Source organism: Candidatus Rickettsiella viridis (genome assembly GCF_003966755.1).
GTDB classification, from domain to species: domain Bacteria; phylum Pseudomonadota; class Gammaproteobacteria; order Diplorickettsiales; family Diplorickettsiaceae; genus Rickettsiella_B; species Rickettsiella_B viridis.
This window is the reverse complement of the sequence record NZ_AP018005.1, coordinates 164,306-189,709: the sequence shown is the minus strand read 5'-3', so window position 1 is coordinate 189,709 and position 25,404 is coordinate 164,306. Positions and strand designations below refer to the sequence as shown.

Sequence of the window (25,404 nt, the reverse complement as noted above, 5' to 3'; positions counted from 1 at the left end):
ATTTTATGGGGTATTTTTAAGATTACTTAATATTTAATCCATATCAATGGTACAAATTAAACTTAAAACTTGGCACCCGTATTGACTACGGGGTATTGAAGAGAGATAGACTTAGGAGAAAGCTCAGGGTTACGTATAAAGAAAACCGCGACAAAAGCCAGGAATAAGCCAATTCTAATAATCCACAAAGCACTCTGATTGCTACACCATTTATAGTAGTATGCGGTGCAGAAATATTCATTACCCATCCAAAAAGTGGCATAAACACAATGTATCCACTCATCGTCGTAAATGAGACAAGACTTGCTGACATAGCAGGAATTCCTATTCGATCATTCTGAGCGGCCGTTGGATATCCCAATATTTGAGCGCTTGAAATAAATCCAAGTAAAAAGAAAACAAGTAATTCAGCATTCTTGCTTAAATGTGGCTGATAGGTAATAAAAACTGTCAAAATCAAGGATAGTAATGCTGCGAACCACATTACAACTTTTCTTTTGCATAAAAAATCAGATGCCCACCCAGCAATCGGAGCACCGACGATAGTTCCAATAAAAATCATGCTAACAATGGTAGCTGCATCAGCTCTAGAAAATGAATGGGCTTGCATTAAAAATAAACTTCCCCACATGGCTCCTAATAACATCATAGGTAAATTCATAAGACACGTGTAAATACCGCATGCCCAATTACTGGCTTTTGAAGCAGCGCTTTTAAACGCGTACCAATAATTGATCGTTTCAACTAAACTTGGCGTATCTCGCTTATTAGCAGGTGAGTCTTTCACGATTGATAAAATAGCAATACCCACCATAGCACCAACCATAGCATCTATAAAAAGTGCATCTCGCCAACCATATGTTTCAACAAGCAACATCAAGGGCGTTTGCGCTAACACCCCTCCTAACATGGCGATAGTCATAATTAATCCGGTGGCCAATGCTAATCGGGACTTTGGAACCCAATTTGTTGAAATCTTAAAGCATCCTAAAAAACAAAATGCGCTTGCAATCCCCTCAATACACCGACAAACGGCTGCCAACCATAATTCATATGAAAGAGCAAAACCAACAATTCCGATAATACTCAAAATCAATGTAACCAAAATGATTCTCTTTGGAGAAAAACGATCTAAAAGATAGCCTGCAGGTAGCAGGAAAACGACAGTCGAATAAAAATAAATAGATGATAAAAAACCTAATTGAGTTGATTCAAGCGCATAAGCTTTCATCACTTCAGGATCAATTGAGCTAAACATATTGACCTGAAGAAATTCAAATAAAAAGAAAAGAGACGCAACAAAACAAACAATCCAACCCTTTAGTCCTAGGTTATTCTTCAACATGCTTATTGAACCTGTCGGGAAATACGACATCTTGAATTCCTGTTTTTTTCAAAAATATTGCCAACTCATCTTTACTCAGATTAATACCTAAAACTTTGAAAATTTTTTGTTTCATTTCTTCGATATATGTCTCAACGGTACGATGCGAAATACCAAGGTGACGCGCACATTGCTTAGCGGTAACCCCAGCAACAAGATAAACAGAAACTTCAGCTTGCTTAGGCGTAAGATATAAATCATCTGATGCACTTAAAAGATAGAATTTATCCATCTCTGTTTTTTTATAAAAAGCGGTTCTAGTTTCGAGGGATACCTCAATATCCTTAAGGCGATTAGGGGTTACAATTTGTCGTTCAGGTAAAAATATTCTATTTTTTGCTGACTGCTTAATTAAATCAGCACCTCTGTCCTGAAAGTGTTGAATAAAACGTTTAAAAAGATCGATATTTCTAACATAGTAGTTATTAATATGAACGTTATCTTTAGTGGATGCAAAAATGTAAAGATAGGTTACATCATCACGCTTAATGACAAAGCTAACCCCATTATCGATATTAAATGACTCCCTTCCTTGACTATAGACAGGGTCCTCTGAATCAAGTTCAGACCACAAGAAATAACCTTTAGGCAGAAGATGCTCAACATCAACGACTCCTGCTGTCAAATAGAGTGCATTTTGATAAAAATGATCAATCCAGGGAGCATTATTAGTCAGTAACTCACGCGAGCCATCTTTGTAAATTTTGAGATAATTGAAATAACTAACCCCAATGTCCTGCAACAGCGTGCAAATCTGATTAACTTCATCAGCCGACTTGAGTACATAATGATTTTGTAAGTCCATCCCTTTCATAGAGTCTTCCGATTTCTGAATCCTTTTAGATTTGAGGTTTTCTACTAGCTAACGTTCATCCTTGGCACAGTGCCTGCCTCTTCTGTAAATGCAACCCTATCATTTAAAACCAAATCCAGCAAAGTTATGGGGTCATAACAACATTTAATTAAAGCTAAATGTGAGGCATTAACAAATCCCTCTTTAACACCTCGTTCAAGTTGAGCAAAAGTAAAATCGAAATACCCATCAATATTTAGAAGACCTAGCGGTTTTTTGCTTGCTCCAATCTTGCGGGCATTCCAAACTTCAAACATCTCTTCAAAAGTACCTAAACCACCGGGCATAACAATAAATCCATCAGATAAATCTGCCATCATCGCCTTTCGTTCTTGTAAGCTACTCGTTACGTGTAAATGCGTTAATCCGTCATGGGTTATTTCTCCTTCCAACACAGTGGCCATTACACCTACTACTCTCCCACCATTCGCTAGAACAGCATCAGCTAATTGCCCCATTAACCCAACTTTTGCCCCACCGTAGACAAGCTGGACTTTTCGTTCTGCCAAAACCTTCCCTAGAGCCAATGTAGCTTCTAAAAATTTTTGATTTTGAGGAATGGTTGCGCCAAGAAATACACATAGGCTTTTCACAAAAAATTCTCCTTAGTTTTTTATAAATTCTTATTATAACTTTACCTTCACTCATTTTTCCTATCTACAGGATCAACCATATAGAAAAATAATTTTTACTGGATTACTCATTGTTTTAATATTTCCGCACATGTTAGAAAAGGTTGCCAAATTTCGCCCTGATCTTCAAATAACCACCAAGCTGCTAATACGGCTTTGCAAAAAGCCCAACCCAATACACGTCTTCTATCAAATCCAGAGATCTCTATGAATTGGTCTAATCGGCGTTTAATAAGGGTTTTGTTAATTTCACCCTTCAGGCGAGGAAAAGGGATTTCATACTCACGCTCACCTATCACCCCTTTCGGATCAATCACTAACCAACCATATTTATCTGATAATAAAATATTGCCGTAATGCAAATCCCCATGCAGCAATACCGGAGACTGAATTGATATTAATAACTCTTGGCTAATCGTATTAGCACGTTCAATCAATGATTTCGGAAAAGGCCCTGTTCCACCTTGAAAATATTGATAGAGACGCTGAAGCCCCTGAAACCAATTGGCTAAGCTAGGAAATTTAGTAGTCTCCTGGCAAGGTCTATGTAATTTCCTCATGAGTTCTACACTAGTTATTATAATACTTTGTGTTTCGTCAGAGCATTCTTCTAACAAAGTACCAGGCACTAGCTTTTCCAATAACATAATACCAGCACCAACTTCCGCATCCAATAATTTTACAGACCCCACGCCATTAAAATGCCGAAGTGCTGCCACTTCATTAATAAATTCTTTGCTAGGAACACCACATTTCAAAATAGCAGCATGACCATTCTCTAAAACTACTTCGGCAACCACATTAAAATTGGCGTTATTAAAACAATCCTTAACGGTCAAATGCCATTTTTTGGCATAATGAGACAATAGATTAGGTAAATTATCTAACCACTCTCTACCTATCGATCCATAGATACTCAGGATATTTTTGATTAATTCTTTCGGGAGATGCATCGCTTCGGGAGGTTCTTTATTTTTTTATACCAAAACTATAACAACGTTGAACAATATCAGCAATCACCTGGCGTACCTACAGAATATTACTGCCAAAAAAATTAGGTAAGCCGTATCTCTAACTCTCTTAGTGAGGTTCTCTCGTTTTGCATTCTTAGTTCATCTAAATAATCTGCCCACCACTGCATCATTTTTCTTCGCTCTGGCAAATATTCTGCATAGTTATATGCTGCACGAATATTGTTGCGTTCTGCATGTGCAAGCTGTCTTTCAATTGCATCACGATTCCAACCGTTTTCGTTGAGTAAGGTCGAAGCTAACGACCTAAAGCCGTGGCCTGTCATTTCATCTGCCGTGTAGCCAAGTCTGCGTAATGCGCCTAAAACAGTGTTTTCAGACATGGGGCGTTTTAATGAACGAATGCTTGGAAAAAGGTACTTGCCGTCGCCAGTAAGCGCTTTAAGCTCTTGCAGAATGGTTATTGCCTGAGTAGACAGTGGAACAATATGTTGTTCGCGCATTTTCATTTTTTCTGCTGGTATGCGCCATTCTGCTTTTGCAAAATCAAATTCACTCCATTCGGCATGACGTAATTCACCAGGACGAACAAAAAAGAGCGGGGCCAATTGTAGTGCACATTTTGTTACAAAAAAACCCTCGTATCCATCAATAACACGGAGCAATTTACCCACTGCTACAGGGTCAGTAATACTGGCATGATGTCTCTTTTTCACAGGGGCCAATGCACCGATTAAATCGGCAGATAAATTGCGCTCTGCTCGACCAGTAGCAATAGCATAACGGAAGACTTGGCTGCAAATCTGTAATATACGGTGAGCGGTTTCAATCGCACCTCTTTTTTCTACGCGGTGCAGTGCAGACAACAACTCAGGTGCAGTCACTTCAGTGATGGGTCGTCTACCAATCCAAGGAAAGATATTTTGCTCAAGCCGAATTAAAGTTCGTGAGCCATGCTCTTTTGTCCACTTGAGAGTGAATTTCGTGTGCCACTCACGAGCAATAGTCTCAAAGCTGTTTTCAGCCACAAGCTTCTTCGAACGTTTGATAGAATTTTTAAGGATACCAGGATCGATATTATTAACGAGTTGTTTGCGCGCTTCTTCACGTACATCCCTAGCAGCAGCCAAACTCACTTCAGGATAGGCACCTAAAGACAATTTCTTTTCAAATCCAGCAAATCGATACTTTAACTTCCATAGTTTAGAACCATTTGGGTTGATCAAAAGATATAAACCACGCTCATCGGCCATTTTATAAGCCTTCTCACGAGGTTTTGCATTCTTCACTTCTACCACTGTTAATGCCATGGGGGCCTCACTCTTCATTCCACAGATTAAGCCCCCAATTAGGCCCCACTTTAGAGCGGGATATTGGGGGCTTTCTCAAGATTTCACTGGACGAAGAGTAATAAAAAAACCCCTTATTTACAAGGGGTTTTAGATGATTTTGGATGTATTAGAATGATAACTTGGTGGAGGCGGTGGGAATCGAACCCACGTCCGCCAATCCGCTGCCCTTGGCACTACATGTTTAGTGCAATCATTAAATTTAGTCGCTAAACCTCCGATTGACAGGGAGTCTAGCAACGAGTCTGTTTAGTTTTAGTAGCTTCCGCCTCAGACAGACTTGGCTACGATCTTGCCAGTATGACCACTCCCCCCACATGCAAGCCTATGGAGTTCATGGCGCTTGCCGTTGTTTAGACGGCGCAAACGTTACACGGTTACTGCGGTTTAGGCAGCAATAGCAACGTTTTCAGCGGAGATATAGTCGTCGTTTGCAACTATAAGTTTGCAACATGATTAACGAGGCAAAGTTGCGTCCTCGACATGCACCTTGGGGTTTGTAATCAACGTCGAAGCCGATCGCCCCCGTATCTGCATTATAACCTATCCCTTTGTAGATGCTTGCTATTTTCTTATCCAAATCCTAAAAAAATATCAAAAATGTAGGTAAAATTCCTACCTGGAATAGCGTTCTAAACGCTGTTTTTCCCGCTGCCAATCTTTTTCTTTCAAACTGGTTCTCTTATCATGCTCTTGCTTACCACGGGCCAAACCAATCTCTAGCTTGACCCGATTTTTCTTCCAGTACATTTTTAAAGCAATGAGGGTATAGCCTTTGCGCATGATACTACCGGCCAACTTGCTCAGTTCACGCTCATTTAAAAGTAATTTACGGGTTCGGGTCGGATCAGGCCGGGTATGCTGGGTAGAAACCGTCGATAACGGGGTAATATGGCAACCTAAAAGCCAGGCCTCACCATTTTTTAAGACGACATAGCTTTCACTCAATTGTGCACGACCATCACGCAGACTTTTGACTTCCCAGCCTTGTAAAACCAGCCCTGCTTCTAAAGACTGTTCAATGAAATAATCATGCCGCGCACGTCTGTTTAACGCAATTGTACTGGATTGCGATGCTTTCTTAGGATTCATACGATATACTCGCCCATTTTAAGGCTCTTATTATACAGACTCTATAAAGTAGCAACTATACAAAATAGGGTCTATGAAATGATTATGCCAATTATTCAAGAAACATTAGAAGTGCCCTACAATGTGGCAGAGATGTATGAGCTCGTCAATGATATAGCCGCCTATGCTGATTTTCTTCCGTGGTGCACGGAAAGTAAAATAATCAAGCAGGATGAAGATACGATACAAGCTAAACTGACGCTGCGTGGTGGTGGCTTTTCAAAATCATTTACTACTTCTAACCGCTTACAAAAAGATAAGATGGTTGAAATAAGCCTTATCAATGGCCCCTTTCGACATTTGGAAGGTTTTTGGGCATTTGAACCCACTAAAAAAGGCTGTAAGGTTCGTTTGAATTTAGAATTTGAATTTACCAGTCCTTTACTCGCAATTGCTTTTTCACCTGTTTTCGAAAAAATCGCGCAGTCACTGACTCAAGCCTTTTCTGACAGGGCAAAACAAGTTTATGGAGCCCGTTGATAATTAAAGATGTTTATTCAAATTGAAGTGGCATTTGCAAGTGATAAAAATCAACTGATTATACCGTTATCTGTATCCGCGGCATGCTGTATAGAAGAAGCCATACAACACTCAGGCATTCTAAGTCATTTTCCTGAAATTGATTTAACAAAAAATAAGGTGGGCATCTTTGGAAAACTACGCCCTCTTAACACGCTTGTGCAAGCCGGAGATAGAGTAGAAATCTATCGCGCGCTCAGCATTGACCCAAAGAAAACTAGAATCAACCGCGCTAAAAAACAAAAAGCGCTGTTATAGTCTCTTAATGAGGACGTTATTTCTTAATACTGACTAATCGGCCCGCTGAAAAAATAAGTGTCACATGCCGCTGGGTCGATTCCGCATGCCCTGGTTGATAAAAGTAAACGTAATCACTGCGATTAGGTTCAAAAGGTGTTTGCAAGACACAACTACCTAGAAGATAACGAACCTGTTCCTCTGTCATACCGAGCTTCAATTGCTGTATGGTAGACTGCTTCAGGACGTTCCCCTGTTGAATATCGGGGCGATAAATAATGCTACAGCCCGAAAGCAAAAAGAGTAAAAAACAGTTAATGGCCCATTTTGTCATAAAAATAACATCATTATAAACTTACACACTATTCTAAAACACAAAAAACAAACTAACCCCAGAAGCTAAGGAGTTTAGAGATAATCTAATGGATAATCAACAACTACGCCAAGCCGGCTTAAAAATAACGGCACCGCGATTAAAAATCCTCGCACTGCTTGAACAAGCTTCAACACGTCATTTAAGCGCCGAAGATATTTATAAAGCACTGCTAGAATCAGGCGAAGACATAGGCCTAGCGACTGTCTATCGTGTATTAACACAGTTTGAAACTGCAGGACTTGTTAAACAACAAAATTTTGAGGAAGGCTATTCGGTATTTGAGCTTAACCAAGGCGCTCATCATGACCATCTGGTTTGTATAAAATGTGGCAAAGTAGATGAATTCGTCGATAAAATCATTGAGCAACGTCAAGAGGCTGTCGCAAAACAAAGAGGTTACAAAATGACAGACCACAGCCTAATCATTTATGGGATTTGTAGTAGATGTACTAAAAGGGTAATCAATAAATAGCGCTTGTTTTTAGGAAACTTCTAAAATCTTAAGTGTATTCGTCCCACCTTGTGTCTTCAAAACATCTCCATAAGTAATAAGAATACGTTCCCCTTTATGTAAGGTGCCATGCTTTTTTAATGCAGCGATAGCTAAATCATTGAGACGTTTTTTATCTAATTTATCAATATTAAAATAGATAGGGTAAACACCTCGATAAAGCGCTAATCGGCGTGTTGTTTGTACACTATGTGCAAGCGCGTAAATAGGGATCCCTGAGCGAATGCGCGACATCCATAATGGTGTAGCACCAGACTCTGTTAGCGCAATAATAGCCTTAATATTATAGTGATTGGCGGTATACATCGCTGCCATTGCAATCGCTTCATCAGGCCGCTGAAACTGACATTCCACACGGTGTCTTGATACCTGTGTTTTGACTTGCCGCTCAGCACCTAAACAAATTCGCGCCATGGCAGCTACCACTAAATCGGGGTGATCCCCAGTCGCCGTTTCTCCTGACAACATAACGGCATCCGTTCCATCTAATACCGCATTGGCAACATCAAACACTTCTGCCCGAGTGGGAATCGCATTATGAATCATAGACTCCATCATTTGCGTGGCAGTAATAACCACTTTATCGAGGGAGCGTGCACGCTGAATAATATGTTTTTGCACCGCTGGTAATTCTGCATCACCAATTTCCACGCCTAAGTCGCCGCGCGCTACCATAACCGCATCTGAAGCCCTAATAATTTCATCTAAAAGTGGAATCGCATCGCTACGTTCTATTTTTGCAATCAATCCTGCCTTTCCCTTGGCTTCTTTTAACAAGCTGCGTGCCTTTTTCATGTCCGCTGCACTGCGTGGAAATGAAATAGCAATATAGTCCGCATTTAATTCAACCGCTGTTTTCAAATCTTTTTTATCTTTAGGCGTTAGCGCTACTGCAGAAAGTCCACCTCCTTTACGATTAATGCCTTTGTTATTCGATAATTCGCCACCTACTTCTACTTTACAAACAATCTTATTTTGTTGAACCTTATGAACCTTTAATACTAAGCGCCCATCATCCAGTAATAGCAGATCGCCGCCTTGCACATCTTTAGGTAAATTTTTATAGTCAATACCGACTGATTTGTCATCACCAGCTTCTTTAGACAAATTCGCATCTAAAATAAATTGCGCACCTTCTTTTAAAAAAATTTTACCTAATTTAAAGCGAGCAATACGAATCTTGGGACCCTGTAAATCTGCCATAATCGCAATTTCACGACCTGCAGCTTTAGCACATTCACGCACTAAGTTAGCTCGCTTGATATGATCTTCTGCCTTACCATGTGAAAAATTCAAACGCACAACATCTAAACCCGCCGCTATCATGGCAGGCAGAACACCCTCTTTATCGGTTGCTGGACCCAATGTTGCGACAATTTTTGTTCGTTTAAATCTATTCATGTTTAGACCTCTAAGAATCACGTTGATGTTCTTCTAATACTTTTAATGCAGTAAGTGTTTTTCCTTCAACAAACTCAAGAAAAGCGCCTCCACCCGTAGAAATATAGGAGATTTTATCGCTTATATTATATTTTTCTATAGCAGCCAAGGTATCACCCCCTCCCGCAATAGAGAAAGCCCCACTATCTGCAATCGCTAAGCTTAACGCACGTGTACCGCCTTCAAAAGGCGCCATTTCAAAAACGCCGATAGGTCCATTCCATAAAATAGTAGCTGCTGATACAACGGCGCGATTATAAAGCCTAATAGACTCCGGACCACTATCCAGGACCATTTCATCATCTTCTATTTCAGTTAATTTCTTAACCTTTGTTTTTGCGGTAGCCGACATTTCTTTAGCTACCACTACATCGGTTGGCAAGATAATTTCGGCATGCTTTTGCTGTGCCAATAGCATTAAGCGTTTCGCCTCTTCAACTAAATCACTTTCAACCAATGATTTTCCTAATTTATATCCCTGGGCAGCCAAAAAGGTATTTGCAATTCCCCCACCTAAAATCAAACTATCCACTTTGTCGATTAAGGAAGAGAGTACATGCAATTTACTGGAAATCTTAGAACCGCCTACAATCGCCAGCAAAGGTCGCGCTGGATTTTTTAAAGCCTGTGTTAATGCTTTTACTTCGGCCATTAATAATAGGCCTGCACACGCTTGAGGAGAAAATTGTGCGGTCCCCACTGTGGAAGCTTCGCTACGATGCGCTGTCGCAAAAGCATCCATAACAAAAATATCCCCCAGCTTTGCTATTTTTTTAGCAAGCACCGGGTCATTTTTCTTTTCTCCTTTCTGAAAACGCACATTTTCACAAAGAACAACCTCTCCAGGCGCAATCTCAAATCCATCTAGCCAATCAGCAACAAATTTTACGGGACGATCGAGTAAGACTTGCAAGCGCTCTGCAACAGGTGCAAGAGAAAACTCAGCACTTATATGCCCTTCTTCCGGCCTACCTAGGTGAGAAAGTATAATAACCGCCGCTCCCTGATCCAGAGCGTACTGGATAGTAGGCAAGGCGGCTTTAATACGCGCATCGCTGCTAATATGGCCATTCTCTATAGGAACATTCAGGTCCTCACGAATGAGCACACGCTTATCGCTACAATCTAAATCTTTCAAGGTAGGTAACACCATAAGCAAGCCCTAGCAAAAAAACTAGTTTACCCTAAAATGCTATTAAATGCTGACCACGTCGCTAAGCTGAACACTTGATTAGAACACGAATTAAAAAGAGTTTAATCCTAATGGAAACACTACACCGTTTAAAAGTCCTGATTACACGCCCAGAACATCAAGCTAAAAAACTCGCTAGCGACATTCAAGCACATGCAGGCATCCCCATTTTTTTTCCCACCATAGAAATTGTACCTACAGACAATACAATGCTTATATCAGAAGTATTTAAAAAAATTGACCATTACGATTTTGTTATTTTTATTAGTCCTAATGCCGTACTGCAATCAGCAAGTTATATCCATCATTTTTGGCCTTCTTGGCCCAAGAAAACCAAAATAATGGCTATTGGTCCAGGCACTGAAGCCACACTAAAAATACTTAACTTATCGGTAGATTATCGCCCAGAAAAAGATTTTAATAGCGAAGGCCTGCTCGCACTTCCCCCACTACAAAGCCCAAAACAAAAAAAGATCTTAATATGCCAAGGGGAAAATGGCTGCCTATCGCTTATTAACACATTAGAAAAAAGAAGCGCCAACGTTAACACGTTAAATCTCTATAAGAGATCATGTCCTCGACTTATTACAAATAATATCCCCAACTCAAACGAGATTGATATCATCATTTGTACAAGTAATACGGGTCTTAAAAATTTGGTCAATTTGTTGCAAGCAGATTGGCATGATGTGCTATTTGATAAACAACTTCTTGTTATTAGTCTACGTATCGCGGAGTTTGCCGAAAAACTAGGCTTTGTAAAAGCGCCCTTAATATCGGATAATGCAAGCAATGAAGCTATTTTAAACACACTTTCCCGATGGGAGAAAGAGATATGGAGCAAGAACCGCCAATCATCACCGCCACCGAGCTAAATGATGATATACCTACTCCGCCTACACGGCCAAAGAGTTGCATCATCGCTTGCTGCGCTATTGGTTTATTATTAGCGACCTGGTTATGCCTTGTTCTTACTTTCGCTTTTTTTTGGAAAAAAAATAATGCTAATACCGCCAATTTAACGCTGGCCCAAGGACAACTTTCCCAAAATCAAAAGAACTTAACCCAAATACAAGGCATTATTCAGAAAAATTTTACATCTAATACTAATCTGATACGGTTAAACGAAGCTAAAGAGCTTATTCAACTCGCCAATTACAATCTTTTTTATCTTCGCGATCCGAACAGTGCTTTATTTGCATTAAATTTAGCGAATAAACAATTAGCTGAATCTAATAACTCGCCTGCCTCCCTAGAAACACTGCGCAATTTATTAACCCAAAATATTGCTAAATTAAATGCATTACCACACTTAAACCTAGGCAATACACTGACACAATTAAATAGCCTGAAAGCCCAAGTAGAAAAATTACCCTTACTGAGCACTGAACTCACTAGCAAAGAAACAGTAAATCCGCCACCCCAAACTACTTCAGAAAAAAGATGGGTAAATGCTATTCAAACGAGCCTGCATAATTTTCAACAGTTAATCGTTGTGCGGCATTTAGATAAACCAATAGAACCACTATTACCACAAATACAGCAGCAATATTTACAACAGAATCTACAATTATTGTTACAGCAAGCGCAGTGGGCCTTACTCCATCATCAGCAAGAAATTTATCAGTCCAGCTTGCAACAAACTAAAGAAGCTATACAACAATATTATGTAGAAAAATCTCCGGCGGCTCAAACGATCATTCAGCAAATCAATCAACTTGCCGAAATAAACCTACAAACCGCATTACCGGATTTAAGCCCCACTTTAGAAGCTATCAACTCTCTGATTAAAACAGTCGCTAGCGCACCTACCGATCCGAAGGAAACTCCTTTATGAAGCGGTTTTTTATATTTTTAATCATCCTATTATTTTCAGTTTGGATAGGCGTTGAAATAGCCACAGACCCTGGATATGTGCTTATTACTAGACATAAGCTCGCGATAGAAATGCCCTTATGGTTAGCTTTAATCGGCTTTTTACTGAGTTTTATTGTTGTTTATTTTTTAATTCGCACTATACATTATTTCGGTTTATTGCCGAAGCGTTGGCATACATGGCTACAAAACAAACAGAAGCAAAAACAAATTTCTATCGAAGATCAAACGTTATTTGCTACGCTTTATCAAAAACCTCCCGATTGGAATATTGTTTTAAATGCCTTACCCCAATTAGAAAAAAGAAGTTGGCTATCTGAAGAACAAATCCAAACGTTAGAACATGATAGTTACGCGGGTTTATTACAGGAAGCGCTCAATACTAACTTAGGAAAATTTGAAGAAAAGTGGCAACAATTGCCTCATCGATTGAAAAAAGCTCCCTTTTTTCTTAATTTCTACATTCAAGGTCTTATTCAATATCAGGAAACTGAAAAAGCAGAGGAATTGACTCGCAAACTTTTAAAAAAACATTGGCTCGCACCCTTAGTGCATAGCTATGGCCTTATTAGAAGCATTCAGCCTGAACGCCAATTAGCCTATGCCGAAAAATGGTTGAAAAGCCACCCGCATGATCCTGACCTTTTATTAAGTTTAGGTCGTATCTGTAAACAACTACAATTATGGGGCAAAGCACGAGATTACTTAGAAGCGGGCTTAACTCAAAACCCATCTAACCCAGAAAGCTATCAAGAGTTAGGCGAGTTATTTGAGGCACTAGGAGAACCGACAGAAGCATTGCAGGCCTTTAAAAAAGCTTTAAAAATAAGAGTGGATGTTTGTATCGCTGAGTCTAAAATTAACTATTAAATAAAATCTATACTCAAAGCAATGGGATTTTTGGCAAGGCGCCGCGAAAATGAAGCAACCGGAGTGTATACAACATACATGAGGATTGCGAGTTGAGCGGGAACGCCGCCAAAAATTCTAGTGCAAAGAGTATAAATCATAAAGATGATTATTTAATATTGTATAAACAGGCCAACCTCTTAGCCTAAGCCCTGCAAAGGGAGACCAGTGGCATTTGGTTTTGAGCTCATTTTCATTAACCACACGGCTTGCAGCTAAATCGACCAACACATAATCGGCATAAGGTTTTAATTTAAAAATTTCTTGTGCACGCCTCGATGTTAAATCCACTATGTTTTCTAATGATAAGTGACCTTCATGCTGCGCTTCTAGCAATAATGGCAATGTTGTTTCTATCCCTGGAACGCCTGAAGGACATGCGCCATAAGGCCGAGCCTTTTCTTCAATGGTATGTGGTGCATGATCGGAGCCAATCGTGTCTATAACACCTTCTCTAATTGCTTGAAATAAGGCCTTTTGATGCGCTGTCGTTCGCAAGGGTGGATTCATAACCGCTTTACCTTGCAAACGATCATAATCATTACTGTTCAAAAACAAGTGGTGAGGTGTTGTTTCGGCAAAAACAGGTAGATCTTCCATTTTTGCTTGTGCAATTAAATCTATTTCTTGGCGCGTACTGGTATGTAAAATATATAACCGCGTTCCGTACAAACGCACTAAGTCAATCGCTTTTTTTACAGCGATACTCGCAGCTTTTTCATCACGTATTTGTGAATGAATGGCATAAGGCTGAGGTAATACGATTTTTTTGCTATTTTCCTTTAATCGATGTTCGTCTTCTGCATGCACGGCCACTAACATATCTTCTTCAGCCGCTAGCTTAAAAATGGCATGCAGACTTTCATCATCATCAATCACTAAACCGCCCGTACTACAACCCATAAATACTTTAATACCGATAACTTGTCCCTTTACTTTTTTTATCTCGCCTAAATGATGTTTATCGGCGCCAAAAAACAAATGGTAACGTAAAGGTATTTTTACGTCTTTTAATTGGCTATCAATTAAGTCTTTCTTCTTCTGCAGCTCAAGCTGCGTCACCGTCGGTGGAATCGTATTTGGCATATCAAAAACGGTGGTATATCCACCTTTAATGCTCGCTTGCGCGGCAGTTCGCCAATCCTCTTTATATTCCAGACCAGGCGTTCTGAAATGCACATGGGGGTCAATTAACCCTGGCAGCAATAATAAATTTTCTGCCTCTATACTTATTTCTTGCTGGCTTTCAATGCTTAAATCTCGATGGGTTCCATCCAATGTTTGGATATGCTTGATTTGGATCATAAATATATTTGTTTCTATGAATAAGGCCTCAGCTCGCTGCCACCACGCTTCTCGATTATCCTAACAAAAGAATATAATACTCCTAATCTAACCTCCAGTTAATATTTCACAAAATATCTAGTAATAATAATCTCTAGGGAATGGGCAGAAACCCCTTTCTCTCGCTTTATAAAGCCTCCTTTATTCAAGCCATTAAAATTCATCGCTGAATACAAAAACAAAATTTATATTTAATTTTTTTCTTAAGTATTTCTTAATTTTATTTCTATATAATCTTTCAGAAAATCCCTATTACAGAAAAAAAGCAAAGCCTCATGGAGGCACTAGGGAACTCTGTGAGAGATGTGTCCTGAGGCACATATCGTCGGGTAATTTCTAATAATTTAATTAACAAAAAAATAAAAAGACTCATTTTTATGCCAGCACCTGAACCCTTAAAGATACACTTCATTTCAAAAAACGGAAAACAATTCAATTATCCTTCTTCAGGTAAGCAAATTATAGCTTACAAGGAGAAAACGCTACCGACCCAGTCTTCCAAGATAAAACTTAAAGTAGATTCATTCTTTAAAAATCAACCTAACAGGACATTTTGTATTTTTCATCTCTCATCAGAAATCACTGAACAAATAGACTCTATTTTCAATATAATAGAAACGAATATAGAATGTTTGCGCTATAACAAACAACTAGAAAAATACGATAAACTTCCAGAATTAGAAAAAAAATTAAATGATGCCGGATATAGTTTAGACTTAGACACATCATCTAGTTCTGCCAACCGTTGTGCTACTGATCCAGTCCGAAGAAAAAGAACGTTGAGTTCTGCTACTTTAAAGGACCTTCCTGAAGCAAATGCGAATAAAGGAAGAGGACTCAATAGGTCTGCTACTTTCAATAACCTTCGAAGCTCTAGTTTTAGACAAAGGAATACCAAGAGCTCCAATGATTTTACTATCACTCTTGATAATAGAAATCCCATAAATAAAGATTTGGAGCTTTATTCAAATAGAATCGATCATCTAAAAAAAGAGCTTACAGAAGCAAATAATGCTAAAGCAGCAGCTGAAAAAGAAAACGCAGCCTTGGAAAGGCAGCTTCAAAAAGCTCAAACAGAAACTGAACAAGAAAATAGAACATTACAAGGACAGCTTCAAACAGAAAAAACTGCTAAAGACGATGCTGTGCAAGCCCAGCAAGAAGCTGAAAAAAAAATCGGAATATTACAAGAACAACTGACAAACGCTGAGCGAAAAATCGAAGAATTAGAAAATAAGCTTGAGGAAGCTCGAAAAAAATCGGATCAAGAAATCGAAAATCTAAAAGGAAAACTTGCTAGAGCTCAACAAGAAACTGCACAAAAAGTAAATGAGGCTGAAGTAACTAAAGCAGCAGCTGAAAAAGAAAAGAGAATATTGAGAGAACAGCTTCAAACAGCAAATACAGATAAAGGCGCTGCTGTGCAAGCCCAGCAAGAGACTGAAGGAAAACTTAAACAAGCAACCACAGCTAAAGATGATGCGATGCAAGCCCAGCAAGAAGCTGAAATAAAAATCGGAACGTTACAAGAGCAACTGACAAACGCTGGACTAAAAATTGAAGAATTAGAAAATGAGCTTAAGGAAGCTCGAAAAGAATCAGCTCAAGAAATCGAAACTCTAAAAGAAGAAGTTACAACCCAGAATACATTTAGGGCGAAAACTACGGCCAATGCAGAACTCTGGAGCCGTTTGAAAAAATCAAAAGAAGACCTTAAACAGCTGGAAAGCGAAAAGGCTGATGTCGTGAAGCAAATGGACGGACTAAATGCTGAAAAGGAACAACTTATCCGAGAAGTTGAAAATCTAGAAGAACAAATTAAGACCGCAAACCAAGCTAAAGACCTCGCTGTAAGCGCCCAACAAGAAGCGGAAGGAAAAGTCAAAACGCTACAAGAACAACTTACAAAAACTCAAACAGATGTTGAAGCAACAAACGAAGCTAAAAACCTCGCTGTAAACGCCCAGCAAACAGCCGAAAGCAAGATTTCAACGCTGCAAGAAACGAATAGAGAGTTGCAAACTAAGCTTGAGGAAGCTGAGCAAGAAACTGTGCGTGCTAAACAAGCAAATGCCGAATTGCAACGTAGGCTTGACGATGTTGAAGGTCAAACTCAAAAAGACAAAAAAGATCAAGCTACTCAAGCTGAAGTTCAAAAACCTCAACAAAATAATCAAGATCTCCAGCTGCTTCTTCAACCATTACAGCGTAAATTGAAGCAACATGCCGATTTGTTAATACAAAAGAACTCTGGGTTAGCACTAGAAAAAGCCGGCATGATTTCGACTCTGTCTACATCATTAGAATTATTCGCTATGAATAATAGTAACAGAGAAGAATCCTTAGAAAAATTAAAACGGCAAATTCAGAACTCGAGAAAAACCCTAGAGCAGCATAGAAATATAAGCAGTCGCCTGCTTTGTTATATATTTAGATCTAGCTCTGTATTTAAAACAACGAGTGCTCGACTTTTATCTAATATAGAAAAAACGATAAGCCCTTTTGACACTCATCAATCTCCCGTTGAGCCGCCGAATGTGCAACCGAGACACCGCGTCTGAACAATAATGGGGCAACTTCTTGGCTAGGTAACAGGGTATTAGGTCATCTGCACCGTTAGTCATAAGCATAAATAGCACTTATCGTATCCGTCATGGCGAGCGAATGAAATGAGCATTGCCATCCAGTACTGTATTTATAGATTGTCGCGCGCTTCGCGCTCGCAATGACAAAATAGCAATGGCATATGACAAAGTAATTACCTAGCACGAACTAATTAATATTCTTATTTAATACTAACGTTAAAAGCGCCTGCCTGATATAAACAGCGTTTTCTACCTGCTCAAAATAAGCAGCATACGGTGTTTTATCAATTGCTTTATCAATTTCACCTGCTCGTGGTAAAGGATGCAGTACTTTTAGACCGGGCTTTGCATTTTTAAGCTTTTCTGCTTTTAACACAAATTGATTTTCTAATAATTTATGTTCATCCTTATTGAAACGTTCTTGTTGCAGTCGAGTCATATAAATAATATCTACCTTAGAAATCACCTCGTCTAAATTAGCGTGTAAAGAAAAAGGTATGTCTTGACGATGCAATTCATCACAAAATGATTCGGGCAATGCAAGTAAAGGAGGCGCTACTAAAAATAAATGACAATGAAATAAGGCACACGCTTGTATTAAAGAATGAATAGTCCGCCCATATTTTAAATCGCCTACTAGTGCAATAGATAATCCTTCTAGCTTGCCTTGTGTTTCTTCTATGGTCATTAAATCGGCTAAAGCCTGTGTAGGATGTTGATTTGCACCGTCGCCTGCATTAATCACCGGCTTATCCGTTATTTCGGCGGCTAAGCTTGCTGAGCCTGCTTGAGGATGACGAAGAACAATCAAATCAGCATATTTAGAAATAGTTTTAATGGTATCGCTTAAATTTTCACCTTTTGTGACAGAAAGGTTTTCAGCATTGGAAAAACCAATCACTTGCGCACCTAAACGCAACGAAGCGGCCTCAAAAGATAAACGCGTACGTGTGGATGATTCAAAAAAACAATGTGCAATAATTTTATCCAGTAAATATTTCTTAGGCGCCTTAGATTTAAATTGTTTTGCTAATTTTAATACCGCATTAATTTTATCTAAGCTAAGATCGCGCATGGAAATAATATCGGTATCAAAAAGTAGATTAGACATAAATTAACTCAATTTAAATTAACTATTTTTTCCTACTAAACTTTGCCATGAATCCACCGGCAACTCTTTGTCCCACAGCGTTACTAAGCCTTGTAGAAAAACTTGGGTAATTTGCGCATTGGTTACTAAGGGAATATGGTGATCAATCGCTAATCGCCGAATTACAAAACCATCCGTTCGTTGTAGCCCCGTCGCTGAACTAGGGATATTAATAATGGCTGCCACTTTTCGCTGGCCAATCAAATGTTTAATATTCGGTTTTTTTGCTTCACTGGTTTTATTAACCAAGGAAGACTTAATATCTTGCTGACTTAAAAACTGGTGTGTTCCTGCCGTGCTATAAATCAACCAGCCTTGTTCATCTAACTGCTTTATCCAAGGCAATAGTTTAGCTTTGTAATTATCCGCAATACTCAGCAGTATTTTCTTTTCGGTGATTGTTTGATCGGTCGCTAACCAGGCTTTATAAAATGCTTCGACTAAATCATCGGCGATACAAGCCACTTCACCGGTAGAGGCCATTTCAACTTGAGCAACAGGATTAGCACCTTTTAAACGACTATAAGAAAATTGTGCTGCTTTCACACCAACATAATCTAATTCTAAGGTTTCATACTGCTGTGGTTGATGTTTAGCCAACATCACTTCGGTGGCTATTTGAATCAAATTATGCCCGGTTACTTTGGAAACAAAAGGAAATGAACGTGAAGCACGTAAATTACATTCTATAACCTGAATATCATTATTTTTTGCAATAAATTGAATATTGAATGGGCCTGTAATATTCAAGGCTTTAACAATTTGTCGCGCAATTTTTTTAGTACGGCGTATGGTTTCTAAATACAATTTTTGTGGGGGCAACACAACTGTCGCATCACCCGAATGCACACCCGCATTTTCAATGTGCTCTGAAATCGCTTCAATAACAATCTCACCCTGCTGTGCTACACCATCAATTTCTAATTCTTTTGCCTCTTCAACAAACTTAGAAATAACCACGGGATGTTCTTGAGAAACTAATGCCGCCGCTTGCAAGTGCTGTTGCAGTGATTCGGGATCATAAACCACATTCATTGCTGCACCGGATAGAATATAAGAAGGTCTAATTAATACGGGGTATCCTACCTCTGCTGCAAACGCCTTGGCTTTTTTTAAGCTAGTAATGCGCTCCCAAGCAGGCTGATCAATCGCCAGTTTATTTAATAATGCAGAAAACTTTTCTCGATTTTCCGCCTGATCGATAGATTTAGAATCGGTACCCAATAAGGGATAACCCGCCTTGGCTAAAGGTAGTACTAAATTATTGGCAATTTGCCCACCGACTGAAACAATAATCCCTTTGGCCTGCTCAAAATCTACAATATCCTGTATGCGCTCAAAGGTCAGTTGTTCGAAATACAAGCGATCGGATTCATCATAATCAGTTGACACGGTTTCAGGATTTGAGTTGATAATAATCGCCGTTTCTTTTAAACGACGTAAAGTTTGCACGGTGTTAACCGCGCACCAATCAAATTCAACTGAAGAACCGATAGCATAAGGCCCCGAACCTAATACCACAATAGGCCGCAAAGCAGCCGGCTTTATATCGTGTTCTACCGCATGATAGCTTAAATATAAATAATTAGTTTGTGCCGCAAATTCACCGGCTAAGGTATCAATCTGTTTTACATAAGGAATAATCTTATGTTTTAAACGCAAAGAACGAATCTGCTTAACAGATTTATTTTTTAGTTGTGCAATCGCTTGATCTGAAAATCCAGATTGTTTTAATTGGAGCAGTAATTTTTGATTTAAATTAGTCTGTGTTAATTGCTTTTCTAAGTCCGCTATTGCGTGAATATGTGCCAAAAACCAAAGGTCAATCTGCGATAATTTTTGCGCCTGGGTAACTGAACCACCTTGTAAAAAAAACTGATAAAGCGCAAATAAACGCCTATCCGTTGCAACTTGTACTTCTTTTTCTGGATGTTTAATGATCTCGGAATAATCGCTTAAACAGGAAGCACCGATATTTAACATACCCACAGCTTTTTGCAAGGCTTCTGGAAAGGAACGTCCTATCGCCATGACCTCGCCTACACTTTTCATTTCCGTACCAATCGTTCTTTCCGCTGCCTTTAATTTTTGAATATCCCAGCGTGGAATTTTAACCACAATATAATCCAATGCGGGTTCAAAATAGGCACATGTCACTTGTGTCACGGTATTTTTGAGTTCGTGTAAACAGTATCCAAGTGCTAATTTGGTGGCAATAAAAGCCAAAGGATAACCGGTTGCTTTAGATGCCAAAGCACTAGAACGCGAAAGTCTTGCATTCATCTCGATGACGCGGTAATCGCCATTCTCTGGATTAATCGCAAACTGTATATTACATTCGCCGATAATATTAAAACAATCGGCTGCCTTTAAAGCGATATTACGTAAAAATTGATGTTGTGCATTACTTAATGTCTGCGCCGGTGCAACGACTATACTTTCTCCGGTATGAATGCCCATCGCATCCATATTTTCCATATTGCATATCGTTAATCCATTACCCTGCCTATCGCGTACGATTTCATATTCAAATTCTTTCCAACCAAACAAATATTCTTCAATCAAAATCTGTGGAGAAGCCACTAGACTTTCATGTGCACGCTGCTCTAGGGTTTCTTTATTCGGAATTTTTCCAGAACCTAAGCCTCCCAAAGAAAAACCCGAACGCAACATCACTGGATAACCGATCTTCTCGGCTGCCTTCAATGCTTGTTGCACGGTTTTTGCCGCGATACTTAATGGTGTTTTTACTTCAATTTTTTTTAGCGCTAGTTTAAAAAGATCCCTGTCTTCGGTTTGGCGAATCGATTCAACCGATGAACCCAATACGGTTACCTTATGTTTTTTTAATACGCCTTTCTCTTCTAACTGCAAACCTAAATTTAAAGCCGTCTGCCCACCAAAACCAAGTAAAATGCCATCGGGCTTTTCTTTGGCAATAATCCGTTCAACGGTGCTGAAGTTTAACGGTTGTAAATAAACCTCATCCGCCAAACTTGCATCTGTCTGTACTGTCGCAATATTCGGATTAATCAATACGGTTTTAATATTTTCTTGCTTTAATGCCTTGATCGCCTGTGAACCTGAATAATCAAATTCGCCGGCTTGACCAATACGTAAACCGCCCGAACCTAAAATTAATATCTTTTTGCCTTTAAATTGTTTTTTCATAAATTTTTTATAGGGTGCGATAAAAGCGTTCGAATAACCATTGTGTATCCATTGGCCCTGGTGCAGCCTCTGGATGAAATTGAACTGAAAAAAAAGGATGTTCTGTATGTTCAATACCAGCCACCGATTGATCATTCAGATTACGAAATAATATCTTCCAATCGGCAGGTAATGTTTTCTCATCCACGGCATAACCATGGTTTTGTGAGGTTAAATAGCAACGCTCGGTTGGTAAATATATACAGGGCTGATTTTGCGAACGGTGACCAAAAACTAATTTATAGGTTTTGGCACCCACTGCTAAAGCCATCAATTGTGTGCCCAAACAGATTCCAAAACAAGGCTTTTTCTTAGCTAATACTTTCTGCAAAATAGTCACCGTTTTTTGGCATAAAATAGGATCACCAGGACCGTTTGAAATAAATACCCCATCATAATCCTCTTGGCTATAATCATAGTCATAAGGAACGCGCTTTATTTGTAATGGATACTGCAGCAAACAGCGGAGTATGTTTTCTTTCATACCACAATCGACCACGATAATCTTTTTACCGTGCTTCCCATAATAAATAGGTTCGCTAATAGTGACTTGTTTCACCCAATCAATCGTATCAAATTCTATAAACTCCTTAGGATCTTTAACAGAAGATGTCATTATCCCCGGAATGACGCCCTTTTCACGCAAACAATGTGTCAATGCACGTGTATCAACACCTGTCATATAGGGAATTTTTTGCTCTTCTAACCAAGCCAGCAGAGAACACTGTGCCGAATCACTGGAGTAAAAAGGCGCAAGTTCTGACATCACAACGCCTTTCACCTGTATCTTTGCGGATTCCCAAGTACCGGGCGCAGAAACACCATAATTTCCTATCAACGGATAGGTAAAACAAAGTATCTGTCCAGCGTATGAAGGATCGGTTAACGATTCTACATAACCGACCATACCGGTATTAAATATGACTTCGCCTGTTTGATTATTAATTTGCGAATCTGGTGAAAATCCTGCAAAACTTTCACCTGTTTTTAACAGCAATCGTGTTGGTATTAATGTTTTCATTATTGCATTTGTTGATGATATTGAGACGCAAGGTAAGGGTTCCACATCATCCCTGTTGCTGAAAGTGCGACATCTGCCCCTGCATTGAAAAACGCATTAAAATGTTCTGGCAATGTAATACCCCCCATTCCTAGAATGGCTAAATTTAATTTTTGTTCTTTATTAATCTGGGAAATTTTATTAATAAACTGTAAAGCAAGCGCATAAATGGGATAACCAGAAACACCACTAAAAATTCGTTTCCCAAATGCGGGTTGTTGAGTTTGGTCAAGCACACGCATACTAATAGAATTAATCGCACTAACACCACGCGCGCCTGCTTTGGCTATTGCAGCTAAAATTTTACCCAGCACAGCAGTATCAGAAACTAAACCTATTTTCACCAGTAGTACAGAACGATTACCCACACGGCTTAAAACACGGGAAATGATCTTATTCACCACCTCTACATCCTTATAAATAGGTTCTCCTGCTTTTAATAAATTAGGACATGAAAGATTAAGTTCGATGATATCCGCACCCGCTTGCTGCGCAAACAGCGCTGTTTCAGCAAACTCAGTTGCAATTGCTTCTAGAGATTCACCTTCACCATACACCGATACTATTAAAACTTGGCCTTCTGATAAGCTATTTTTTGCAAAAGCTATATCTTGGATAATAATTTCGGGTTCTAAACAACCATTACCAAATGAGTTGCTAATCGCAATTTTTTCGGCTGGAAGGGGGTTTTCTTGTGTATAAAGTGGTTTATCTAAATCCCATTCACTCAGTACTGTCTCTTTAGCAAGATAAACAATATTGGGTAAGGGATGACTAGGCGTAGCATGCCGTCGAATTGTTTTATAGGTTAATACATCAAATCCCAAACGAGCTAATAAGGCAATACCTTTGCCGGTTGTGACGGCGCAAGCCGCCGCACCAATGTTAGAGGCCAATGAAAAACCTAAGAATTGCTTCCACTGTGCTTTAGGAGGCCAAGAACGAGAAGGTGGAGTTATTAAGGAAAAAGGAGGATCGCTGAAGTTTTCTTCAAATGTTTTACGAATGTCATAAAGAGGAGACGAAACGCTACTCATGCAAACTTGCTAGAAATAATTTGGCCTATTTAACCTGATTTTACAGAAAATACCAAGCCCTTATTTTAATTTTCTTCCATCCATATGGCCTAAGAAGCAATCCTGCCTCAAGGCCATGTATATAAGTAAGAATCCATCCGCTCTCCAATCTATTAGGACAAAATTAATGCCCTTCTTATATTTGACCTAGTACGTGACGTGGAACCTGATTATTTCCCCTATTTGCAATCGCTTCTTGCATTTCTGGATTATGGATATCTGCGATGGTTCGCTTAAAAAGCCCTTGGTTCATGAGCACCTCTTGCGAACGAGCAATAAGGTTCTTAAGTGAATGCTTATCCATTTTATCAGTATGCTTATTTATAGTATCTGCAATCAAATTGGAGTCATCACCCTTTTCTTTAAAATTTTCTTCTAGCTCACACATAGCAATAGTGGGTAATAGCTCTGTTTCCAAAGAATTAGCATGCCCAAAACGTTTAAATCCAAAATTTATTAATTCCTGATTTAACAAAATAAGCTGTAATGTTGTAATGGTCGTATCGACAGCGCTATCAAATTCCTTTTCAGAATAGCATAAGTTATCTACAACATCACCCTCACTTTCTTTTTTGAGATAGAACGTTGAGGTCTTTTTTTGACTTTCTCCGGTGTGTGCAAGTGTTATCGTCTTCCCAAATAACCCTGCTGCCGAAGTATCGACTCTATGAGGTATTTCTATTGGATAATGAACGTGATCACCTTGCTGATAGATATCACTTGCCTTTTTTTGAGGATATCCCACGCCTCGCCAAACTGCTTTTCTTCCCTCTGCCCCTGCATCCTTTGTAGCCACAAGTTCATATTCTTGAAAAGAAGTTTCAAGGTTCCCTGTTTTCAAAACTTCATATTGACTATTAAGAAAGCCACCTGTTATAAACTTTGAAGTGAGCTGCCATCTATGGAAGTGAACAAAAGATTCGCTATCTGCTTTAGTCCCCAAATTAGTAACAAATCCTTCCCTCATATCTACTACTGGATAGATGTGAACTCTCAAAACCCAAGGATTTTTATCATTCGATTTCATCAAAATTAGCTTATCAAATAACTGGCTCCTTCTTGATAGTGATATAGACATCGTTCTTAAATCAGGATCATATTTTATAGCGATCAGCATCTTAATAATATCATTAATACTAATATCGCTTATATTTTCCGCTAATTCTACAGAGTTCTTTAATTGTTTACTTTCATTTCTATGATAAATTTCACTTTTTATTTCCTTATGCCTTCTAATACAATTTTCTATTATTTCATTACTTTCTTTATCAAAGAAAAATTCTTTTTTCACTTAAATTTCACCTTTTATTTATATTCCATAATAATTTTTCAAAAAATTACTATTTTTAACTAACAAAAGCTCTAAAATTATTATTAATCTTTTATTAAAAAAATAAATGATATGAGCGGTCTGGATTAAACTAAACAAATATTAAATAATTATGAGGGGATTATTAAGATGTTTACCTTTATGGTTAACAATAATGAGATTATTCACTAATTTAGATAATAAAACTGCTTTCTTACTCCAAAAAAATTACCTCTTTATATATACTTCCTCATAAGAGGAAACATTTAATAACAGATTCATAAAGAAAAA

The 25,404-nt window shown here is 38.8% G+C and carries 22 protein-coding genes and 1 other RNA gene; 7 read left to right on the top strand and 16 right to left on the bottom strand.

Annotation, left to right across the window (positions count from 1 at the left end; genetic code table 11):
• Positions 1–85: 85 nt before the first annotated feature.
• From DMP02_RS00905 to smpB, 7 genes are all read right to left on the bottom strand, one after another.
• Positions 86–1,345: an MFS transporter gene (locus DMP02_RS00905; protein WP_172593948.1), complete on the bottom strand. Its 1,260-nt coding sequence runs from the start codon at positions 1,343–1,345 to the stop codon at positions 86–88.
• On the bottom strand, positions 1,332–2,198 hold the full coding sequence (locus DMP02_RS00900) for a helix-turn-helix transcriptional regulator (RefSeq protein WP_126322238.1): 867 nt from the start codon (positions 2,196–2,198) through the stop codon (positions 1,332–1,334). The genes DMP02_RS00905 and DMP02_RS00900 overlap by 14 nt, the downstream gene beginning before the upstream one ends.
• A gap of 44 nt (positions 2,199–2,242) precedes the next feature.
• A complete protein-coding gene (locus DMP02_RS00895; protein WP_126322237.1) occupies positions 2,243–2,830 on the bottom strand; it encodes an LOG family protein in 588 nt (195 codons plus the stop codon).
• Between the two features lie 107 nt (positions 2,831–2,937).
• The gene (locus tag DMP02_RS00890) at positions 2,938–3,822 is read right to left on the bottom strand and encodes an aminoglycoside phosphotransferase family protein (RefSeq protein ID WP_126322236.1); all 885 of its coding nucleotides are present in this window, start codon (positions 3,820–3,822) and stop codon (positions 2,938–2,940) included.
• A gap of 101 nt (positions 3,823–3,923) precedes the next feature.
• The gene (locus tag DMP02_RS00885) at positions 3,924–5,168 is read right to left on the bottom strand and encodes a tyrosine-type recombinase/integrase (RefSeq protein WP_232019579.1); all 1,245 of its coding nucleotides are present in this window, start codon (positions 5,166–5,168) and stop codon (positions 3,924–3,926) included.
• 144 nt (positions 5,169–5,312) lie between these two features.
• Positions 5,313–5,716: a transfer-messenger RNA gene (gene ssrA, locus DMP02_RS00880) on the bottom strand.
• An 88-nt stretch (positions 5,717–5,804) separates the two neighbouring features.
• Entirely contained in the window at positions 5,805–6,281 is a 477-nt protein-coding gene (smpB, locus tag DMP02_RS00875; protein ID WP_126322235.1) for an SsrA-binding protein SmpB, read from the bottom strand.
• Positions 6,282–6,365: 84 nt separating this feature from the next.
• Here smpB and DMP02_RS00870 point away from each other — a divergent pair, with 84 nt between their 5' ends.
• Both DMP02_RS00870 and DMP02_RS00865 read left to right on the top strand, forming a co-directional pair.
• Complete coding sequence (locus DMP02_RS00870; protein ID WP_126322234.1) at positions 6,366–6,800, top strand: type II toxin-antitoxin system RatA family toxin; 435 nt, start codon at positions 6,366–6,368, stop codon at positions 6,798–6,800.
• Positions 6,801–6,809: 9 nt separating this feature from the next.
• Positions 6,810–7,097: an RnfH family protein gene (locus DMP02_RS00865; RefSeq protein WP_126322233.1), complete on the top strand. Its 288-nt coding sequence runs from the start codon at positions 6,810–6,812 to the stop codon at positions 7,095–7,097.
• 16 nt (positions 7,098–7,113) lie between these two features.
• On the opposite strand, the gene DMP02_RS00860 is transcribed toward DMP02_RS00865, so the two are convergent.
• The gene (locus tag DMP02_RS00860) at positions 7,114–7,410 is read right to left on the bottom strand and encodes an outer membrane protein assembly factor BamE (RefSeq protein ID WP_126322232.1); all 297 of its coding nucleotides are present in this window, start codon (positions 7,408–7,410) and stop codon (positions 7,114–7,116) included.
• 88 nt (positions 7,411–7,498) lie between these two features.
• Between DMP02_RS00860 and fur the strand changes: the two genes are divergently transcribed.
• Positions 7,499–7,924 (top strand): ferric iron uptake transcriptional regulator, encoded by a 426-nt coding sequence (gene fur / locus DMP02_RS00855; protein WP_126322231.1) that lies wholly within the window; start codon positions 7,499–7,501, stop codon positions 7,922–7,924.
• 9 nt (positions 7,925–7,933) lie between these two features.
• On the opposite strand, the gene pyk is transcribed toward fur, so the two are convergent.
• Together pyk and DMP02_RS00845 are read right to left on the bottom strand one after the other, a co-directional pair.
• Positions 7,934–9,364 carry a pyruvate kinase gene (gene pyk, locus DMP02_RS00850; RefSeq protein ID WP_126322230.1) on the bottom strand — a complete coding sequence of 477 codons (1,431 nt, stop codon included), beginning with the start codon at positions 9,362–9,364 and terminating at the stop codon, positions 7,934–7,936.
• A gap of 10 nt (positions 9,365–9,374) precedes the next feature.
• Entirely contained in the window at positions 9,375–10,556 is a 1,182-nt protein-coding gene (locus DMP02_RS00845; protein ID WP_126322229.1) for a phosphoglycerate kinase, read from the bottom strand.
• A 110-nt stretch (positions 10,557–10,666) separates the two neighbouring features.
• On the opposite strand from DMP02_RS00845, the gene DMP02_RS00840 reads away from it, so the two are divergent.
• Genes DMP02_RS00840 through DMP02_RS00830 form a run of 3 tightly spaced genes read left to right on the top strand, consistent with a single transcriptional unit; the run spans position 10,667 to position 13,340 of the window.
• Positions 10,667–11,470, top strand: a complete 804-nt coding sequence (locus DMP02_RS00840; RefSeq protein ID WP_126322228.1) for a uroporphyrinogen-III synthase — start codon at positions 10,667–10,669, stop codon at positions 11,468–11,470.
• The gene (locus tag DMP02_RS00835; protein WP_172593947.1) at positions 11,431–12,432 is read left to right on the top strand and encodes a uroporphyrinogen-III C-methyltransferase; all 1,002 of its coding nucleotides are present in this window, start codon (positions 11,431–11,433) and stop codon (positions 12,430–12,432) included. Before DMP02_RS00840 ends, DMP02_RS00835 begins: the two co-directional genes overlap by 40 nt.
• A complete protein-coding gene (locus DMP02_RS00830; protein WP_126322226.1) occupies positions 12,429–13,340 on the top strand; it encodes a tetratricopeptide repeat protein in 912 nt (303 codons plus the stop codon). The genes DMP02_RS00835 and DMP02_RS00830 overlap by 4 nt, the downstream gene beginning before the upstream one ends.
• Before the next feature lie 117 nt (positions 13,341–13,457).
• Here the strand turns inward: DMP02_RS00830 and DMP02_RS00825 are convergent, their stop codons facing one another.
• The gene (locus DMP02_RS00825; RefSeq protein ID WP_126322225.1) at positions 13,458–14,684 is read right to left on the bottom strand and encodes a dihydroorotase; all 1,227 of its coding nucleotides are present in this window, start codon (positions 14,682–14,684) and stop codon (positions 13,458–13,460) included.
• 416 nt (positions 14,685–15,100) lie between these two features.
• Between DMP02_RS00825 and DMP02_RS00820 the strand changes: the two genes are divergently transcribed.
• Complete coding sequence (locus DMP02_RS00820; RefSeq protein ID WP_126322224.1) at positions 15,101–17,284, top strand: hypothetical protein; 2,184 nt, start codon at positions 15,101–15,103, stop codon at positions 17,282–17,284.
• Between the two features lie 211 nt (positions 17,285–17,495).
• On the opposite strand, the gene pyrB is transcribed toward DMP02_RS00820, so the two are convergent.
• The 5 genes from pyrB to DMP02_RS00795 form a co-directional block, all read right to left on the bottom strand.
• Positions 17,496–18,419 (bottom strand): aspartate carbamoyltransferase, encoded by a 924-nt coding sequence (pyrB, locus tag DMP02_RS00815; protein ID WP_126322223.1) that lies wholly within the window; start codon positions 18,417–18,419, stop codon positions 17,496–17,498.
• 18 nt (positions 18,420–18,437) lie between these two features.
• Positions 18,438–21,629, bottom strand: a complete 3,192-nt coding sequence (gene carB, locus DMP02_RS00810) for a carbamoyl-phosphate synthase (glutamine-hydrolyzing) large subunit (RefSeq protein ID WP_126322222.1) — start codon at positions 21,627–21,629, stop codon at positions 18,438–18,440.
• Positions 21,630–21,636: 7 nt separating this feature from the next.
• Positions 21,637–22,689, bottom strand: coding sequence for a glutamine-hydrolyzing carbamoyl-phosphate synthase small subunit (gene carA, locus DMP02_RS00805; protein ID WP_126322221.1), 1,053 nt, complete (start codon positions 22,687–22,689; stop codon positions 21,637–21,639).
• Positions 22,689–23,765: a beta/alpha barrel domain-containing protein gene (locus DMP02_RS00800; protein WP_126322220.1), complete on the bottom strand. Its 1,077-nt coding sequence runs from the start codon at positions 23,763–23,765 to the stop codon at positions 22,689–22,691. The genes carA and DMP02_RS00800 overlap by 1 nt, the downstream gene beginning before the upstream one ends.
• Before the next feature lie 175 nt (positions 23,766–23,940).
• Positions 23,941–25,095 carry a hypothetical protein gene (locus DMP02_RS00795; RefSeq protein WP_126322219.1) on the bottom strand — a complete coding sequence of 385 codons (1,155 nt, stop codon included), beginning with the start codon at positions 25,093–25,095 and terminating at the stop codon, positions 23,941–23,943.
• Positions 25,096–25,404: the final 309 nt, after the last annotated feature.

Excerpts from the sequence above, each read along its gene's own strand:
- DMP02_RS00825 (WP_126322225.1), bottom strand. The coding sequence starts at position 14,684 with ATGATCCAAATCAAGCATATCCAAACATTGGATGGAACCCATCGAGAT.
- DMP02_RS00830 (WP_126322226.1), top strand. The coding sequence starts at position 12,429 with ATGAAGCGGTTTTTTATATTTTTAATCATCCTATTATTTTCAGTTTGG.
- DMP02_RS00870 (WP_126322234.1), top strand. The coding sequence starts at position 6,366 with ATGCCAATTATTCAAGAAACATTAGAAGTGCCCTACAATGTGGCAGAG.
- DMP02_RS00835 (WP_172593947.1), top strand. The coding sequence starts at position 11,431 with ATGGAGCAAGAACCGCCAATCATCACCGCCACCGAGCTAAATGATGAT.
- fur (WP_126322231.1), top strand. The coding sequence starts at position 7,499 with ATGGATAATCAACAACTACGCCAAGCCGGCTTAAAAATAACGGCACCG.
- DMP02_RS00885 (WP_232019579.1), bottom strand. The coding sequence starts at position 5,168 with ATGAAGAGTGAGGCCCCCATGGCATTAACAGTGGTAGAAGTGAAGAAT.
- DMP02_RS00900 (WP_126322238.1), bottom strand. The coding sequence starts at position 2,198 with ATGAAAGGGATGGACTTACAAAATCATTATGTACTCAAGTCGGCTGAT.
- pyk (WP_126322230.1), bottom strand. The coding sequence starts at position 9,364 with ATGAATAGATTTAAACGAACAAAAATTGTCGCAACATTGGGTCCAGCA.
- DMP02_RS00840 (WP_126322228.1), top strand. The coding sequence starts at position 10,667 with ATGGAAACACTACACCGTTTAAAAGTCCTGATTACACGCCCAGAACAT.
- DMP02_RS00860 (WP_126322232.1), bottom strand. The coding sequence starts at position 7,410 with ATGACAAAATGGGCCATTAACTGTTTTTTACTCTTTTTGCTTTCGGGC.
- DMP02_RS00905 (WP_172593948.1), bottom strand. The coding sequence starts at position 1,345 with ATGTTGAAGAATAACCTAGGACTAAAGGGTTGGATTGTTTGTTTTGTT.
- carB (WP_126322222.1), bottom strand. The coding sequence starts at position 21,629 with ATGAAAAAACAATTTAAAGGCAAAAAGATATTAATTTTAGGTTCGGGC.
- smpB (WP_126322235.1), bottom strand. The coding sequence starts at position 6,281 with ATGAATCCTAAGAAAGCATCGCAATCCAGTACAATTGCGTTAAACAGA.
- DMP02_RS00800 (WP_126322220.1), bottom strand. The coding sequence starts at position 23,765 with ATGAGTAGCGTTTCGTCTCCTCTTTATGACATTCGTAAAACATTTGAA.
- DMP02_RS00820 (WP_126322224.1), top strand. The coding sequence starts at position 15,101 with ATGCCAGCACCTGAACCCTTAAAGATACACTTCATTTCAAAAAACGGA.
- DMP02_RS00890 (WP_126322236.1), bottom strand. The coding sequence starts at position 3,822 with ATGCATCTCCCGAAAGAATTAATCAAAAATATCCTGAGTATCTATGGA.
- carA (WP_126322221.1), bottom strand. The coding sequence starts at position 22,689 with ATGAAAACATTAATACCAACACGATTGCTGTTAAAAACAGGTGAAAGT.
- pyrB (WP_126322223.1), bottom strand. The coding sequence starts at position 18,419 with ATGTCTAATCTACTTTTTGATACCGATATTATTTCCATGCGCGATCTT.
- DMP02_RS00865 (WP_126322233.1), top strand. The coding sequence starts at position 6,810 with ATGTTTATTCAAATTGAAGTGGCATTTGCAAGTGATAAAAATCAACTG.
- DMP02_RS00845 (WP_126322229.1), bottom strand. The coding sequence starts at position 10,556 with ATGGTGTTACCTACCTTGAAAGATTTAGATTGTAGCGATAAGCGTGTG.